Below are 17,322 nucleotides of genomic sequence, written 5' to 3' on the forward strand. Positions count from 1 at the left end.
ACAGAGATGTCTACTCGACATCTATTTGATGCAGTAGGAAAGGGAAATATAGAGGAAGTTAAATATTACCTGAGTAATGGTGGTAATGTGAATATATCTAATAAAAACAGGGAGGACACGCCTTTACTGCATGTCGCTGTTTTTTATGGCCATCGCGAAATTGTGCAACTTTTAATTGAAAATGGTGCTGATGTGGATATTACAAATTCTCATGGGACTACTGCATTACATCTTGCAAGCAAAAAGGGTAATGCTGAGATAGTAAAGCTTTTGCTTGAGGCGGGTGCTGATATTACTGCTGAAACAATTGATGGTAAAGATAATATCAGAACAGCATTGGATTTAGCATTTACTTTTGATCGTGCTTGGGAAGTTGGAATCGTTGAGGATGAGTGCAGAGCAAGACAGGAAGAGATAGCAGAAATAGAAGAGGATAAACTACTAAGTGAGTTTAATAGCGCTGCTTTGATAGTTGATCGCAACGCGCAGATGCAAAGACGTGCTGAGCATTTTAATGCTATTAAATTATTACTGAGCTATGGCGCTGATGTGAATATACGTAATGCTTTCAGAGAAACCCCATTGCATTTAGCCGCTTTAAAATGGGATCGTGATATTGTGGAGGTTTTACTTAAGCATGGTGCTGATGTGAGTGCCGTTGGTTCTCGTGGTTTTACGCCACTGCTTTATGCAGTTAGAGAAGGTGATGTGGAAATGGCAGCGCTTTTACTTGATCATGGTGCTGATGTGAATGTCGTTGGTTCTCGTGGTTTTACGCCACTACTTTATGCAGTTAGAGAAGGTAATGTGGAAATGGTAGCGCTTTTACTTGATCATGGTGCTGATGCAAACAGGGCTGTTGGCAATATCACACCGCTTTCTTGTGCTGTTGCTATGCGTGAGGGGGCGGCAATTGTGGAGCTGTTACGCGAGTATGGCGCAGAGATGGGCATTAGGTATATTGGAAGGGATGAAGAAGATATATTATTTCAAACTGGCATTATAGAGTCTGAAGAGTCAACGAGACGTGAGCCTTGAAGTAACTTTCGGCAAGCGCAACCTCAAAGGTTTGTGCTAATATATTACTGCTTATAATCTTTTGCGGCGTGTCTTTCGCAATAAGTCTGCCTTGTTTTAAAACAAACAGGTAATCACTAGTTTGAACCGCATGACTTAAATCATGAAGTACCCATAAAATTGTTTTATGATATTGAATATTAAGCGATTTAATCAGTTCTAATAGTTGCAATTGGTGTTTAATATCTAAATAAGTCGCAGGTTCATCTAAAATAATAATCGGTGTTTGCTGGCAAAGCACCATTGCAAGCCAGGCGCGCTGTTGGAGCCCACCTGAGAGTTTTGAAAGCAATTGATTTTTATATGCGCGCATATCTGTCACATCCAAAGCCCAGTCAATGACTTCACTATCCTTGTTTATATTTTTTCTAATGAGGCTTTGATGGGGGAAACGTCCAGCTTCTAAAAGGTGCAAAACAGTATAATTATCCGGAATCGCTGAGCGTTGTGGTAAAAAGGCAATTTTTTGGGCAATTTCTTTTTGTCTGTAGTTAGATAAGGGTTTATTATAGAGAAAAACCTGGCCACCTGATGGTGGAATTAAGCCGGATAAAATACGTAAGAGGGTTGTTTTTCCTGAGCCATTAGGTCCAATGATCGCTGAAATTTTACCCAAAGGCACTTGTAAGTTGATATCCTGTAAAATAGTTTTATCTTTGTAAGCCAGGCTGATTTTTTCAGCCTGTAAACATATATTAGTTTGCATACGTAATATCCTCTTTTAAAAAGTAGTGATCCGGGTGTGGGTGGCATAGAAAGTCATGGTGGGAAATATTCCAGGCATAAGCACCAGCATGTGAAAATACAATAATATCACCATGGGATAATTTTTGAATAGGTGTATTATACGCAAGGATATCCTTGGGTGTACATAGTTGGCCGACAATATGGCAGGTTTGGTGGTAAATAGTATTTCTTGGATAAGTATGTGGCCAATGGTCAATATTGATTATTGAAAAGGGATGGCTATGACTTTGGGCATAGGGGGTGCGAAAATGATGTGTGCCACCTCGAACTACCGCAAAATAAGTATCATGGCTTTGTTTGATATCAAGCACTTCAGCAGCATAATAACCACAATAAGCAGTTAAACTGCGACCGCATTCAAAGCGAAGTACGATGTCTTGATTACATGATTGATTCAGTATCTGATCAAGATTTTGAAAAAAATAAGACCAGTTGAAAACATGTGTGGGATCCTGATAATTAACACCAATACCACCACCAACGTTTAAATGCTTTAATTGTAAATAATGCTTTTTGTTGAATTGATGCAAGTAATCAATATATTGCTTGATAAGTTCAATGTGTGCATCTTCATCAATTTGAAAAGAAACCAGATGTAAATGTAATCCCTGAAGTTGAATAAAGGGGGCATTTTTCAAAAAACAAAGGCATGCGTTTAGCATTTTCTCATCCATGCCAAAAGGGGTTGCTTTGCCACCCATCATTAAGCGCGTATGCTTGAGTGCATCAAAGGTGATATTCAAACGAAAAAGGATATTAATGGTTTGTTGCCGTTGCTGGCTGATATGTGCTAAACGTTGTAATTCAAACAGGCTTTCAACATGAATATATTGAACATGATGATCAAAGCATGCCTCAAGTTCTGCATCGGTCTTTCCAGGTCCGCCAAAAACAATATTTTTTTGTGGAAATAGCTGACGAATTTTGGTTAATTCACCTAGGGAGGCAACCTCAAAACCATCACAGTTTTTTTCAATGGTGGTAAGAATGGCTTCTTCTGCATTTGCCTTTGTCGCATAAAATATCTCAGCATTTTGAGGCAATTTTTGATAAATAGCCCTTGTATGTTTATTAAGACCATCAAGATCATAAAGATAAGCACATAATGGAATCTTTGGCGATTGTGTTTTGATCTTATTTATTTTATCCAGCACAATAGTCGGTATTTTAGGTGTTTGTACTGCTGTTATATTTTCACTGTCTATAACAATATCTGACATTTTTAATCCTTTATAATAAGTGGATTGGTTAAGCGAATATAGGTGGCATCTTTGTCGGCTGACTTTAAAAAGCGAGTAATTAAATTGGCTTTATAAGACAATGTTTCTGCCGTTAAAATCGTATTCAAAGTCTGTTGTGCAAAGGTATTTTGTTGAATATCCTGTTTGTTGCAATAAGTTGCTATTATCGTGCGTAAACGATGCCAAAGCTGCTTTTCTAATGAGAAACTTTCCAAGCTTAGATAATGAATAACTGTGGCAAAGTTATTAAAGATTAAACAATAGACAAGGCGATTAAAGCTTTGTTGTTCCATGTAAAAACAGGCTGATTTAGCGCTTTGTGACAATATATCAAAATGCTCAGGTTGATATTTTGATCGGCAAAGTTTTGTACCTTCAAGATCACGGATGAAAAGATGCACGGGATTATTATTTTCAATGGTGATTAGCACGTTTTGTAAATGTGGTTCAAAGACAATTCCTGCATTAAAGTAATAGTCAAAAATAAAGTGCACAAGCTTGTGGGCATAACTGTGAAACCAGTTAATGGCTTTTGGTTTTATATCTTGTATCCTCTGGTTTTCCATCAACAGGTTAATAATTGGCGCCTGCTGATGAGATGATTGAGAAAAAAGCTTTAATGCAACGTAAGTGTTTGTCTGAAAAGACTTTGGAAGATTTTTACGTAAGATAATACCAAAGTATGTCTGTAGATCCTGATCATATGCGTGATCTTTAGATAGCGCTAGAGTATAAGCATGTGTTTCAGCCAATATGCTGACATCAGCGCAAGTATTGCCAGAAGAAGATTGTTGATATTGCGCAATAATATGATTAATCACAACGGCACTTTCTAGTTCATAAACAGCATTCTTACGTAAACAATTGGTAAGTCGTACATGCAGTGAGCACTTATAAAAGTAGTCATCTTCAGGGTGAAAAAGAGTGCGAAGAGAAGAAGTAGGATAGAAGTATTCTCCTTTTTGTCCGATGGGCGTGATATTGTATTTTTGCAAGCGCTGTATTAAATCAGGGTTGTTTAATAAGATTTCAGCCTCAGCAGGATGAAGTGGATAATCAATGGTTTCACCATGGTCAATAAAAGCATCAGGGAGTTTAGGTATTTTCGTATCCGCATGATAAATTTTTAATCGTGATTTTGGGATATTAAAGTAATACAGTTGAAAACGTGCACTGACTTCTGGAGAGATGGCAAGAAGCTTTTTTATGTCAATGCCAAAACGTGACTTTGGTGTTGGGTGAAATTCATGGCCAAAAATCAGGTTCTGCTCTGAGCTGATAAAGTGGTTTATATAGCTATTTCTCTGGGGCTGTGTTAAAAAGTATATAATGTTTTGCAGGCTGTTTTTTGCTTGTATAATAAACTCAAGATTAAATGTTGTATTATAGATTTTGGCTAACTGATGATTAATCAATATCAGAAATTCAAGATAATCAATTTGCGATTGGACGCCATGGGCGTCATGGGCATAAAGTGGAGAGGTTAGTGTGAAAAAATGTGTATAAGATGGCTTTTGGACACAAGCAGATATTATATAGCCGGCAAGATTAAATTGCAGGTGACATGAGAATGGATTGTCTTTTTTTACCACAAGTTGGTAGTCATTTTGCGCAACTTCTCGAAGATAGCAATTAAGTAAGGCAGCGCTTGCATGCAGGTTTGCAATACAATCACTGTTTTCTTGTGAAAAACTTTTGTTATCATATGTGTTTGATAAAGGTGCATCTATAGTATAACTGATCTGATTCATAATATACTCCGTTTAGAATTTATTTGTATCATGGCGTAAATAACAAAATACCCCATAAGGATGAAACAAAAACTGATAAGTGTTAAGCCTGCAAAAATAAAGGGAGATTTAATACCAAAGAATGAGAATAAAATACCTGCTGCAATACCACCGGCAACACCACCATATTTATTAAAACTATCCAGCCAGCCAAAGATTGCACCTTCTTTCTGTTTAAAAGGAATATTAGCGATCATTGTATTTAGACTGACATAGCTAATGGTCATTGCAATTCCCATAATACACCTTGCCAAAATAAGAGGTATAAGGCTATATGTTAATATCTGTGCAACAAAGCTGAGTGATAATACGATCAAGGCACTGATGAAAATCCATGGTTGTTGTGATTTTATAATAACGTGCTTTTGTAAGCTAAAAAGTGTGATTAAGTAGATGGCATGTGGCAGGCCAAATAACAAACCAGAAAAACTGCCAAAGGGAATATGAAAAAGCGTATTCGTCATTAATATGAAATATGGGAAACTAACGACCAGTGTCATACTGAGCATGAAATTTCCCAAAAGCAATAACCCGTAGGGTAGGCTTTGTGGGTAGATATTTGTGGGAATATTATGCGGTGTGGGTCTTGCCTTTTGTGGTAAATTCGTCGCTGTTTTTATATCACATGGCAGTATTCTGGCAGTAATAAGCGCAGAGACAAAAGTAATAGCAGCCAATAGCGAATAGATGCTAAAAATATTAAAATAATGAAGCAAAAACCCAATCATCACCGGTGCAATTAAAAAGGCTGCTCGGGCTGAGAATTGTGTCATATTGAGCTGTTTTGATAAGGTATATCCATTGCCAGATGTGGCTAAATAAGCATTAGCGGCAGCCAAAGTACCACCTAATATCCCTTGAAGGCATAGTGAAAATATAAAAATGGTTAAATGTCCTTGTGAAAGGGCTGCGATTAAAAAACTTAATGATAAGCCAAATTGAGCGCGTAGTAGTGCAGATTTTTTATTGATTTTATCAGCCAGCCTCCCCCATAAAGGTGCAAAAATTGCCGTTAACAGGCTTGGTACGACGTATAATAACCCGATTAATAGTGAAGGTTTTTGGCCAAACCCAATATTGAGTATTAAGCTAAAAAATGGGGCAATGCCAAGTGTGCTTAGTGCGGAAATAAAATGGCATAAAAGCACACAGAAAATAATGTTATGCCTGGATATGTTGTTCATCCTGCACCTTTTTTTGCAATACATTATGATGTTGAACCAGATGAATATGGTGAAGAAAGTTCTTAGCATCATTACCATAGAACTTATTAATATCACCCTTGAAAGTATGCGTCTTAGGCAAAAATGTCCCAGAGGTATAAAGGTATTTAATATCAAGTGTTGGACGTATGCATAAATAGCGGTAAAGTCGCTGTTTTTGTTCAAGATCACAGTTGGTCTGTTTTAATGCCAGTACAAAGCGGTTATAAAGAAGCTGGTAAGCATTTTGTGCTGTGATATATTTTTGCTTAATTAGTGGTTGTAATATACATGCTAAATTAAGCTGCCAAATAATCGTACTAAACATTTGAAAGCACGAAGTTTCATTACTTTGAATAATACGCGTATCTTTTAGACTTTTGAGTGTTTCCCAGCAAGAAGGAATAGCTTGTGTTAAGCGTATTGGATCGATTCGAGGGGTGTCGTTGTCTTTAAGCAAAAGTTGTAAAGTCTTGCTTTTTTTGTGAATGACTACGGTACTATTTTGCTGATTGGCTTCTAAAGCAATGCCATAGGTCAATACAAGTGGTAAATGCACTTGTAAAATCAGATCGATATAATCCGTTAATAGCGTTTGTAATTGTCCATTAAAATATGTGTCTGCTAAATGGATGATGACAGGTTTATTATCTTTTTGGGCAGTTAATGAGGCAACAGAAACAGTGCAGCAATCATCACTAAATAGTATCTTGGGGTATCTTCGAACAATAAAACCAATCTCAGAAGATTGATTAATGCTTCCACCACAGCTTTCGTCCGTAAGTAATAATTTATTATCTAAAGCTGCATCACTGGTTGTAATTGTATGAAGGATCTGTTGAATCAACGCACCATCATGAATCGTTGATGGTTTTATCGTACGGATATTTTTGGCACTTAATGTACAAATAGCCAACGGAAGCTTAATCTGTATGTGTGGGTAATCATTTAAAAAAACGCTTCTCACAGACAAGCCAGGGGTTACCTTACCGGCTTTTGCTAAAAGATAATAAGGAATTTTATGCGCTTTCAAATAAGTAATAACTGATTCTTTTGAGAAAGGATGAACTGGAATAATCTGATATTTCTCTAATAACGCATCATCAAAATCAAATTCAATCGCCTGTGGCCAAAAATCAGGTAATTTTCCTTGAATAGCACAGTATCTTTTATCCACGGCAAACCATAAAAGACGAAAACTTGCCTGATATTCAATGGTATATTCTGCTAAGTTTTTTAAAGAAAAACCAAGCTTTGCACGTGCGGTTGGGAAAAGCGGGTGATCCTGTCGTGATGCCAGATGTTCATAATAAAGCATGGTATGCGCAAACGCAGTTTCTTTTTTTTGTTCAGGCAAAGCAATATGATGCAGTACAGCGGTCTTATATTCATCAATAGCTTGTTGTAACTCATAAGGCTGTGTAACTTGATAATAACGATAAAGTGCCCTTAATAGGCTGATAATATTACTGCGCTTTTTATCACAGTTATCTTCAAACCAGTAAGCGTGCTGTGTTTGGTAGCATTGCAAAAAATGTGTTTCCTTCACCACAAAAGAAATGACTTTATCACCAAGTCTAACGTAGAGCCTTTGTGTGTGTTGATCAAATATTGGGTGTGAAAATGGACCGATCTTCTCACGAATAAAGGTATCGATTAAACGCTTAATAATATAGTCTCGTCCAAAACACCAATGTGATCGTTTTATTCCTTTATCTGCCAGCATAATTTTTCCTTTTCCTTGTTAATCGTTTGTTCAATTAGTGCTTGATCTTTGCCAATGACTTGTAAGATTCCTAAGTAGTCTTTATTTGAATGACTTAGCTGGATATGATCATGTGTTTGTTTAATTGCATTAAAGCACTGCAGTTGATTTTTTAGCTGTTTTGTATAGTCACAAGGATGATCAGTAATAAAGCCACTTTTATCTGCAACAAAAAATTCGATTTGCCCGGCATTAAAGCTTTTTTGTAAATGAATAGATTTCTCGCCAAGATAAAGATCTATCAAGCAGTCAAAATAATTTTCTCCATATATTTTATCTAATAAAAAGGCTCTATTGTCGCCAGCACAGCGATAGTTGGCCTCGATAATCTCAACCGAGTTTGTGTGTCGGTCAAACACAAACTCGGTGTGACAGGCGCCAAAGTTAACACCCAGGTAATCTAATTGCTGTAATAGTTGTTGTGTGATGTAGTGATTAAATTCATTTTGCCAGGTTGCGCCTGTTTCAATGAAATAGGGTGGTTTGCCAATTCTTGTTTCAAAACCACCTAAAACCTGTATTTGATATCCATTTCCAAGTGTTTCAATGCTATAAAGTGTGCCTTCAATATATTTCTCTAATAAAAGCGCACACGGCGATTCTTGCCATGCTTTTTGGCAGTAATCAATCAGCTGTTTTTTATCCATAATAAGTTTGACACCTTGACTGGCAACACCTAAGCAAGGTTTGATGATTAAAGGGTAACTAAGCTTGGGTAAAAGCTGCTTAAGTGTTGCCATTGTGTTTGCCATGTATTGCCACATATTTGACAAACCGGCAGAGAGAAGGTGTTGACGCATGAGGTGTTTATTCTTAGTAAGCTGTGTTACATGCCAGTTTTTGCCAGCAAGTTGATAAAACTCGGCAACAATACTGGTTGAGGTTTGTAAATGATCACTATTACTAAAAACGCCTAATGGTTTAATCTGATAATCGGTTAATACATTGATTACGGTAATCGGATTAAATACATCACATGCCACTAAAGTAATCTGTTCATGATATTGTGTGATAAAATTGTTATATTGGCCGGGCACATCTGTAAGCAATATAACAGGGATGTCTCGCTTAATCATCGTTGGGATGATGCCATCAGTAAGCTCTTTTGTTGGCACATGCGCTAAAACAACTATTTTGTCATTCATCTTTTAATCCTTAAAATGTCATCTGTAAACCAAAAACAAAGTAGCGACCTGGTGCTGGTGTAATGCCACTACTTACATCTACGTTTCTAAAGAAATACTGTTTATCAAACAGATTGTGAACCGAAAAGCTGGCAAGTAGCTTTGTCTTTTGCGAAAGTTTAAATGATTTATTAATTGCTAAATTCCATAACCAGTAAGCAGGTATTGGCCCTTGACTGCCATCGATTGTTTGTGGATCCGTATTTTGTGGGTCACTAAAAGCGCTGCTTAAGTAGTAACCGCTGATATTAAAGTTCCAACTGTGATATTGATAGTTGGTTATGAGACTAAACTGGTTTTTTGATGTATAAGGCAGACGGTTTCCGGCATTTGATCCTTCTTTAATCGTAGCATCAAGATAGGTATATCCTAGGGTAAGATCCAAGCCTTTAATAAAAGCTGGTGCATACATAAGCTGGGTTTCAATACCTTGTTCAACGCTTTTGCCAACGTTCTGTAATGTGTCAGAGCTTGTTTTTTCAATTTTATTATCAAAGTCGGTTCTAAACAGCGTGATATTGGTTTGTATTTCTTTTGTGATGTGTGTACGTGTGCCAATTTCATAATTATTAGCAAGCTCTGAAGTTAAATTAGCGCCATTACTATTGCCTACCTCACTCATTTGTGGGGGTAGTAATGAGCGCTGTGCATTGGCAAATAAATAAATAGCCTTATTGAGTTGATAGCCGATGGTTAAACCAGGCAGCCATTCTGTTGTATTATTTGTCTTGCTGTTACTGGGATTCAGCTGATCATGAAAGTTTTGCTGAACGGATTCCAGGCGCATACCAGGGGTAATCTGTAAACGATCATTTAAAAAGTAAAGGGTATCACTGATATAAGCGGCAAAAGCGTTGGTATAGGATTGCCATTGTTTTATCGTTGAAGCATTTCCATCGTTGATATCATTGCTGTAAATAGGAAAGAAAATATCCTCATAAAGATAACGTCCGCCAAGAATAAACTTTTGTTTAATCCAGCGATCAATAATGAAGTTGTAGCTTGGTTCTGTACCAAAGACATGATATGTTCTTGGGGATTGTCGAATAGACTCAATAGTGTCTGTGGCAACTAAAGGATACTGAAACATAAAGTTTCGACGACTTTTGTTATAATAGTTGACCCATTTAAACTGACTGTTATTTTCAAAGTCATGAGTTAAGGTTAAACTACTGCGATAGGTTTCAGCATAATAATCGTTATAAGGGGTATCAGACTGGCGCCAGTTATCATTATATTGCTCAGGTGTTAAAGCGCCTGGAAGCTCAGCGTCAGCATGATAGTATTGTAAACTTGAGGTTACTTCTGTGCTTACACTTGGCCAGTAATCAAGGTTTAATAAGAAGTTATCAATTTTTGTGTAGGTATGATCACGATCGCCATCACCCCGTGTCACATTGGCTTGAAACTGTGTACCAAAATTATCACTTAAAAATCCACCTGTACGAAGGTTCTCAGTTGATAAGAGCTTTCCGGTTGGTGCTGCTTGAAGTTGTTGACCAATAGTGGTTTGATAATCGGTCGGAATTGGTTTGGTAATAATATTAATTACCCCGCCGACATTATTAGGTCCATATTGTACGGCAGCACCGCCTCGAACAATATCAATTTTTTGAATCATATCTAATGTTACAGGAAACAACGATAGACCCGTGGCGCTATAGGGCCCCAAAGCTAATGGTATCCCATTGACAAGCACTTGGAGATCGACACTTCTTAATGGATTAAGGCCGCGCACAGAGATGTTGGGTAATACACCTGTTCCTGATGCTTCATCTTCCACGCGCACACCTGGAATGCTGCGAAGCACCCCTTGAACATCTGTGGCACCTGAATCTTGAATTTGTTTTTGTGTTATAAGTGAACGCGCACCCGGATAAGTCTGTACATCTTTGATATCACTTTTACCAAGCCAGTCACCTTGAACAACAAGCGTGTCTGTGCTAAGCGTATTGTCTTGAAGATTTGATGTTGTATCAGCCGTTACTGTTTGTATTGAGCCAAGAGTAATACCTATAAGCGTTGCAACAGCCATTGGTTTATTAAGTGTTGATTGATAAGATGGAGTTCCCCTTGTTTGACTTTGCATATTTCCCCTCGATTTGATTTCTTTTCGTTAATGATAATCGTTTTCATTTATATCAGAGAAAGTTATTCTAACAGATGATTTTAAAAATACAATTGATAATCGTTATCTTTTATGTAAAATGTAGATCAATGCGATTAAGATGTTGTAAAAGGTAAAATCATGGGGAATTTATATACAAATGTTGGTATAGTTGGCTTTATTTTGATCTTTCTTGGGATCTTTGTTTTAACCATACTGATTGTGAAGGGCTGGCAGTTCGCTCGTATGGGTGTGTGGCATAAAAAAAGCATGATGTTCTATTCAAACGCTGCTGATCAACAGCAATGTCTTACACTTGTCGGTAGCTTACAGCAAAGCAGACATCCGGTTTGCAGTGTTATTAAAGCATTGATTCAGTTGAAATTTATTGAGAAAAAGCAGCAAACAGTTGTGGATTCAGAAGTGCGACGCATTGCACAATACAAGCTTAATCAATTAGAGCAATATTTGCGCCCATTAGAGGTTTTATCACACTTGTCTCCTTTAATAGGCCTTTTAGGAACCGTTATTGGGATTATCATGGCTTTTTCTGCGATTAAATCAGCAAGCTATGTTGACCCAGGACTTTTATCCAGTGGGATTTCGCATGCATTGATTACAACAGCACTTGGCTTAAGTGTCGCAATTCCAGCACAGATAGGTTTTCATTATCTTGATGCACAAGTGGAAAGAATTCGTGAAATAATGAGTGATCAGGTCACACGGATTAATCACTTAGAGGCTTAAAATGGACTTTAGTAAAAGACGCAAAAAATCAGCGATTAGCTTAGTGCCAATGATTGATGTATTGTTGTGTTTGCTGATTTTTTTTATGTTAAGTTCTCAATTTATTCGCTTTGAAAAGATTTCACTTAAAGTTAATAAATCTAATACAAGCACCAATCAAGCACAAAAAAGCAAAATGATTACTATTATGCTGTTGGCAAATAATAAGCTTCAATATGGCCATAAGCTTTTTACTCAAGTGCAGTTAAAACAACAATTGGCAAGGATGGCTGACAATAACAGGTTAAAAGCAACTGTTTTTATATCGCCCCAAGCAGATATTCAGTCATTAGCGGATGTTGCCTTGATGATGAAAACACTTGATATTCCTGTATATTTTGATAACAAACAGCAATAGTATAAGAGGCAAAGCCAGATGGTGTTTTACCGTGAAAAGAAACATAAAAAAGAAGTTGAGTCCGTTTTTTCATTGATTAATATTATTTTTTTATTGATTGTGTTTTTTTTAGTTGCCGGACACATCTCGCAAAAAAGGTTTGATGTAAGCCCGCCACTTGTTGATAAGGCGCAGGCACTTGATCTGGATGAAAAATGCACGATTCATATTGCAAATGAAAAGCTTTTGTATCAGCAACAACCTATTTCAAATAATAAAGCATTACTGTCATCGCTTGCAAAAACTTGTCAAAGCCATGTGTTGCTTGCAACACAAAATAATGCACAGGCAAGCAGGATTATTACAATGATAAAGGCGCTTAGACCCTATTTTAATGACATTCAACTGCTTGTGGCAAGCAAGGGTGGGTGATATGGATATTCGCTTTTATCAGATTAGTAGCGTTTATGGCTTGTGCTTGATAGTTGTCTTCTGTGGGTTGGCTTTTTTTGGTTTTGATGCTGCTTCAACACCTAAAGGTAGCGATTTAGGTAACAGTCAGATTTACACGATTGCGATTGCAGGTGGTATGCATGAAGTAGACAAAAAAGTAAAAAATCCTATGTCACAAACAAAAGAAAAACCACTATTAAAAAAGGTAATTAAGCACACGACAACGCCTCAACCAATACCAAAGATGAAAAGCAGTGAAATAAAAGATCAGTCTCTTAGCACAAAGGTGCAGGAAAAAAAAATAATAAAGCAAAAACCATTACCGATAAATAAGGCCGTTGCTGAAAAAGCGCAAAAACAGGCATCACGCCAGCAGATAAAGGGTGGAAAAAGTGAAGGTCTTGGTGGCCAGGCAAAAATAACGGCTAATTATAAGCAAAGGCTTCTTATTGCACTTAAGCGTTATCGTTATTACCCACCTTTAGCGTTAAGGCGACATATTACAGGTGATGCTAAAGCACGTATTTGGCTTGATTGCCAGGGCAATATCCAACGCTATGAGATAATTAAAAAAACAGGCAGTGACATTTTAGATACCGCGGTCAGACAAATGTTAGAAAGTGCACATCGTTTACCTGTTGTTGCACATTGCCAAGCGCAGTATCAAGTTAATATACCAATACAATTTCAAGTTACATAAGGGGAACACATGAAACGATATTACAGAATTTTTGGATTAATAATGATGTTATTGGTTGGTGGTATTAGCCAGGCACAAGTGTCTATTCCTACTGAAAATGGTGAGCTTACGGTATTTAAGCATAAACGGGTTATTACACTTGAACATCGTTACACAGAGATGGTGTTAAGTTTAGGCATAATTCCAGTTGGTGTGGCGGATATCAAAAGCTATATGGACTATGATGGGGTATTTGCAACAAAGCTAAAAGACACAAAAGATGTAGGGCGTCGAGCGGCTCCTAATATCGAAGCCATGGCAAGGCTTAAGCCTGATGTGATTATTGGGACTTATTTGCGTAATACCAATGCTTTTGCTTTATTACAGAAAGTTGCACCAACTTTACTTTTTTCCTATATTCAAGTGCCTGAAGATCATAAATCGCCTTTAAATCAGATGCTATATGAATTTAATCTTGTTGCAAAGGCACTTGGTAAACAAAAAAAAGCCAAAGAAGTGCTTAAGCAATATCAGCAAAAAATAGCAAAAGCCAGACAGACAATTACGCAATTAAAAGCAAAAGGGCTTCTTAAAAGTGATAGAATAGCAATAGCACAATTTCTTCCAGGAAGCCCAAAAGTTCGTTTATTTACCACGGATTCTGTTGCCATGGATGCACTAAAACAGGTTGGGTTGAAACCTGCCTGGCAGGTGAAAGCAGGTGAGGCTGGTATGGGCTATTTAACCGTTGGCATTAATACGTTAAGGCCGTTAGGTGTTTTTAACTTTTTCTATTTTAATGAGCGATCGGATGACTCACAATTACAAAGGACAATACATTCAAAGTTATGGCAAAGCTTTGGGTTTGTAAAAGCAGATTTGGCTTTTGAGCTTGGACAAAAAAGCTGGCCATGGGGTGGTCCTGTTGCTGTGGCTGATTTTGTCTTGCAAATAACAGATATTCTTGTGAAAAAATCCCACCAGCACGCTATATGAATACACGTTTTTTATCCAGGTCATCCTTGTTGCTGCTAATAACTGCAGGTGCGGTATTATTAGCGCTGTATTACCTGCATGTGGCCTCAGGTGATAATTATAAGCTATTAATCCGCCATCTTAGCGCTTACCAAATAAATGATGTGACTTTATGGTATCTGGCTTTACCAAGGCTTTTTGCAGCGATATTAGCCGGCAGTGCACTGGCTTTGGCCGGGTTCTTATTTCAAGAGGCAAGCCGAAATCTCTTAGCTTCTCCTAATCTTTTAGGTGTTGGCAATGGTGCACATTTAGCATTGGTCATAACGTTGGTTTTCTTTCCAACCGTAGCAGGTACTTATCAGTTATTAGCGGCAATGATTGGCGGCAGTATTGCCGCTTTTATCGTTTTTACCTTGACTTATAAGTACAATGACCCTGTACGGATTATCTTTGCAGGTGTGGCTATCTCGTTGTCATTAAGTGCTTTTGCCGCTATTTTAAGTCTTTATTTTGAGCAAAGTGTGGCAGGGTTGTTCTTATGGGGGGCAGGAGACGTTGAACAGCAAGACTGGCTGAACATAGCAATGTTATGGAAATATATATTTGGTATTATTTTAGTAAGCTTTATGATAAGCCGTATGATCAAAATTTATGGGCTGGGGGATGAGTCTGCAGCAAGCCTTGGTGTACCTGTGAATATGATACGTTGGTTAATGATTGGCTTTGGTGTGGTACTTACTTCATGCGCTGTTATATTGGTTGGTCCAATAAGCTTTATTGGCCTGTTTATCCCAAATGTATTACGTGTTTTTGGCATAAGATCTGGCAAATTTTTTATTTTCCTGTGCCTTATACTTGGTGCATTGGTTTTGATTTTTGCTGATCTTATTACTTTAATAATTGCCAGCCATTTATATATTAACGTTTCAGTAGGTGTGCTTACAGCAGTTTTAGGTGCACCTGTTTTATTATGGGCACTGTTAAGGCTTAATCGTTTTTCTTTACATAAGCAGGATAAAATCATTCTGGCTTGTTTAAAGACACCATTAAAAATGCGTTATATTTTACTTGCTGGATTTGGCTTTATCGCTATTGCACTTTTATTTTCCGATGGCCTTATGGTATTAAAATCAATATGCAATGGGCAGTTATTTGATAGTGATACACTGAGCCATTTTTTATACGTTGATATTCGCCTGCCTAGAATAATGCTTGCCATATTAGCAGGCGGTGCCTTGGCTTTAAGTGGCTTATTCTTTCAAGGGGTTATCCAAAATGTGCTGGCATCTCCAGAAGTTTTAGGCGTGACACAAGGGGCAACTTGTACGGCATTGATGCTTTTAATTTTTTTCCCACAAGCACCATGGTGGAGTGTGCAGCTTATCGCATTTTTAGGCGGTTTGTTAGCCTTTGGGATTGTCATTGCTTTAGCAAAAAAATTAGATTTTCAGCCAGTTCAATTGGCAATGGTTGGCATATCACTAGGCGCATTGTATGCAGCGATTAATGCAGGTTTATTGGCTACATCAGGAATGCAGGCATCCGAGGTGCTTCGTTGGTTGACTGGCAGCTTTTATGGTCATGGATGGTCAGATGTACAAAGACTTTTTTGGATTATTTTAATCACCTTACCACTTTGTTACCTGGTTGCCCCATGGTTGAATGTTTTAGTCTTTGGGCAGCAAAAAGCAAAATCATTGGGACTAAGCCTTTATCTTGCCCAATTTGTATTGCTGCTGTTAGCAACGCTGCAAAGCGCATCAGTTGTTGCAAGCGTAGGCATGTTTGGCTTTATTGGGTTGATGGGGCCACATTGTGCTAGAATGTTGGGGGTAACAAACCCAAGACAACTTGTAATCATAAGTTTTATTTTTGGCAGTTTATTGGCTGTGTTTTCTGATATGTTATCAACCTGGCTGTTCTCACCAACTGAAATTCCAGCAGGGTTAATCGCGCCGATTATTGGTACTCTATACCTATTAGTTTTATTGTCGAGGCAAAGGGAATAAAGCATGCTTTTAAATCATGTTTTTGTGACTTAATATAGACATATCGGAATCAACTTTATATAATGTAGTTATATACCTACGTTTATGGAGATGATCATGAAATTGACAACATTCTCAAGTAGAGAATTTAATCAAAATCCAAATAAAGTCAAAACTGCTGCTGAACATAATACGGTATTTATTACTGATAGGGGTAAGACAGCTTATGTCATGTTGAGTGCTAAAGAATATGAGAAACTTACTAATAAAAAAGGAAACAAAGATATTATTAGCTTATTAGCAATGGATAGAGATATTGATTTTGATGTGCCTAAGTTACCAGGTGGTTTTAAAGCTGAGGATTTTGATTAATGTTTTTGCTAGATACTAATGTTGTTTCTGAAATACGTAAAATGTCATCGGGTAGGGCAGATAAAAATGTAGCTAAGTGGGCAAAGGAGTGTCCTGTATCTGGTATGTATATATCAGCAATAACGGTTCTTGAATTAGAAATGGGTATATTAAATAAAGAAAGAAAAGATAAAGAGCAAGGTGCTTTATTAAGAAACTGGATAAACAAACAAGTATTACCTGTTTTTAAAGATAGGATTCTACCTGTAGATGTGAAGGTAGCACAGCAATGTGCAAAATTTTATGTCCCCAACCCTAAGTCAGAAAGAGATGCTTTGATTGCAGCTACTGCTAAAGTATTTGGCATGACACTTGTAACAAGAAATATATCTGACTTTAAAGAGATTAAAATTAAACTAATTAACCCGTGGGGTGAGTAATAGCTATAAGCTATACTAGGCTATGCAAAAGTTTTAACTAAGCACTCTACATTTTCGCGATTTTTTGAGGGATTCCATAAATATCACAGGCAGTTATTCTTTTGCAGATGTCGTTTTAGACGCTAGTGCATGAAAAGAATTTGGCTTTCAGGGCGTTTTTCTGATACTCGTTAACATAACAGTCGTATGTGTTGCGC

General features: G+C 37.4%; 16 protein-coding genes. 9 read left to right on the top strand and 7 right to left on the bottom strand.

Annotated features, from left to right (window positions below):
- Positions 1-1,038 (top strand): ankyrin repeat domain-containing protein (locus tag DNK84_RS13025; protein WP_208123337.1); only part of this gene is annotated, 1,038 nt, incomplete at its 5' end.
- Here the strand turns inward: DNK84_RS13025 and DNK84_RS13030 are convergent.
- The 7 genes from DNK84_RS13030 to DNK84_RS13060 are packed head-to-tail and all read right to left on the bottom strand — an operon-like array spanning position 1,001 to position 11,095.
- Positions 1,001-1,783 carry an ABC transporter ATP-binding protein gene (locus DNK84_RS13030; RefSeq protein WP_119344908.1) on the bottom strand — a complete coding sequence of 261 codons (783 nt, stop codon included), beginning with the start codon at positions 1,781-1,783 and terminating at the stop codon, positions 1,001-1,003. The two genes, DNK84_RS13025 and DNK84_RS13030, sit on opposite strands and share 38 nt — an antisense overlap.
- A complete protein-coding gene (locus DNK84_RS13035) occupies positions 1,773-3,044 on the bottom strand; it encodes a type III PLP-dependent enzyme (RefSeq protein ID WP_119344909.1) in 1,272 nt (423 codons plus the stop codon). The genes DNK84_RS13030 and DNK84_RS13035 overlap by 11 nt, the downstream gene beginning before the upstream one ends.
- Positions 3,045-3,046: 2 nt before the next feature.
- The gene (locus DNK84_RS13040) at positions 3,047-4,816 is read right to left on the bottom strand and encodes an IucA/IucC family protein (protein WP_119344910.1); all 1,770 of its coding nucleotides are present in this window, start codon (positions 4,814-4,816) and stop codon (positions 3,047-3,049) included.
- A complete protein-coding gene (locus DNK84_RS13045; RefSeq protein WP_162902468.1) occupies positions 4,813-6,039 on the bottom strand; it encodes an MFS transporter in 1,227 nt (408 codons plus the stop codon). The genes DNK84_RS13040 and DNK84_RS13045 overlap by 4 nt, the downstream gene beginning before the upstream one ends.
- Positions 6,017-7,783, bottom strand: a complete 1,767-nt coding sequence (locus DNK84_RS13050) for an IucA/IucC family protein (RefSeq protein ID WP_119344912.1) — start codon at positions 7,781-7,783, stop codon at positions 6,017-6,019. The genes DNK84_RS13045 and DNK84_RS13050 overlap by 23 nt, the downstream gene beginning before the upstream one ends.
- A complete protein-coding gene (locus DNK84_RS13055) occupies positions 7,762-8,967 on the bottom strand; it encodes an ATP-grasp domain-containing protein (protein WP_119344913.1) in 1,206 nt (401 codons plus the stop codon). The genes DNK84_RS13050 and DNK84_RS13055 overlap by 22 nt, the downstream gene beginning before the upstream one ends.
- A 10-nt stretch (positions 8,968-8,977) precedes the next feature.
- Positions 8,978-11,095: a TonB-dependent receptor family protein gene (locus DNK84_RS13060; protein WP_119344914.1), complete on the bottom strand. Its 2,118-nt coding sequence runs from the start codon at positions 11,093-11,095 to the stop codon at positions 8,978-8,980.
- Between the two features lie 159 nt (positions 11,096-11,254).
- On the opposite strand from DNK84_RS13060, the gene DNK84_RS13065 reads away from it, so the two are divergent.
- The 8 genes from DNK84_RS13065 (at position 11,255) to DNK84_RS13100 (ending at position 17,125) form a co-directional block, all read left to right on the top strand.
- Positions 11,255-11,860 (top strand): MotA/TolQ/ExbB proton channel family protein, encoded by a 606-nt coding sequence (locus DNK84_RS13065; protein WP_119344915.1) that lies wholly within the window; start codon positions 11,255-11,257, stop codon positions 11,858-11,860.
- A 1-nt stretch (position 11,861) separates the two neighbouring features.
- A complete protein-coding gene (locus DNK84_RS13070; RefSeq protein ID WP_119344916.1) occupies positions 11,862-12,257 on the top strand; it encodes an ExbD/TolR family protein in 396 nt (131 codons plus the stop codon).
- Between the two features lie 18 nt (positions 12,258-12,275).
- On the top strand, positions 12,276-12,668 hold the full coding sequence (locus DNK84_RS13075) for an ExbD/TolR family protein (protein WP_119344917.1): 393 nt from the start codon (positions 12,276-12,278) through the stop codon (positions 12,666-12,668).
- A gap of 1 nt (position 12,669) precedes the next feature.
- On the top strand, positions 12,670-13,389 hold the full coding sequence (locus DNK84_RS13080; protein WP_162902469.1) for an energy transducer TonB: 720 nt from the start codon (positions 12,670-12,672) through the stop codon (positions 13,387-13,389).
- A gap of 9 nt (positions 13,390-13,398) precedes the next feature.
- Positions 13,399-14,364, top strand: coding sequence for an ABC transporter substrate-binding protein (locus DNK84_RS13085; RefSeq protein WP_119344919.1), 966 nt, complete (start codon positions 13,399-13,401; stop codon positions 14,362-14,364).
- Complete coding sequence (locus DNK84_RS13090) at positions 14,361-16,355, top strand: iron ABC transporter permease (protein WP_119344920.1); 1,995 nt, start codon at positions 14,361-14,363, stop codon at positions 16,353-16,355. The genes DNK84_RS13085 and DNK84_RS13090 overlap by 4 nt, the downstream gene beginning before the upstream one ends.
- Positions 16,356-16,451: 96 nt before the next feature.
- A complete protein-coding gene (locus DNK84_RS13095) occupies positions 16,452-16,706 on the top strand; it encodes a type II toxin-antitoxin system Phd/YefM family antitoxin (protein WP_119344921.1) in 255 nt (84 codons plus the stop codon).
- Positions 16,706-17,125 carry a type II toxin-antitoxin system VapC family toxin gene (locus DNK84_RS13100; RefSeq protein WP_119344922.1) on the top strand — a complete coding sequence of 140 codons (420 nt, stop codon included), beginning with the start codon at positions 16,706-16,708 and terminating at the stop codon, positions 17,123-17,125. The genes DNK84_RS13095 and DNK84_RS13100 overlap by 1 nt, the downstream gene beginning before the upstream one ends.
- Positions 17,126-17,322: the final 197 nt, after the last annotated feature.

It is taken from the genome of Facilibium subflavum (assembly GCF_003574485.1).
GTDB lineage: Bacteria > Pseudomonadota > Gammaproteobacteria > Francisellales > Francisellaceae > Facilibium > Facilibium subflavum.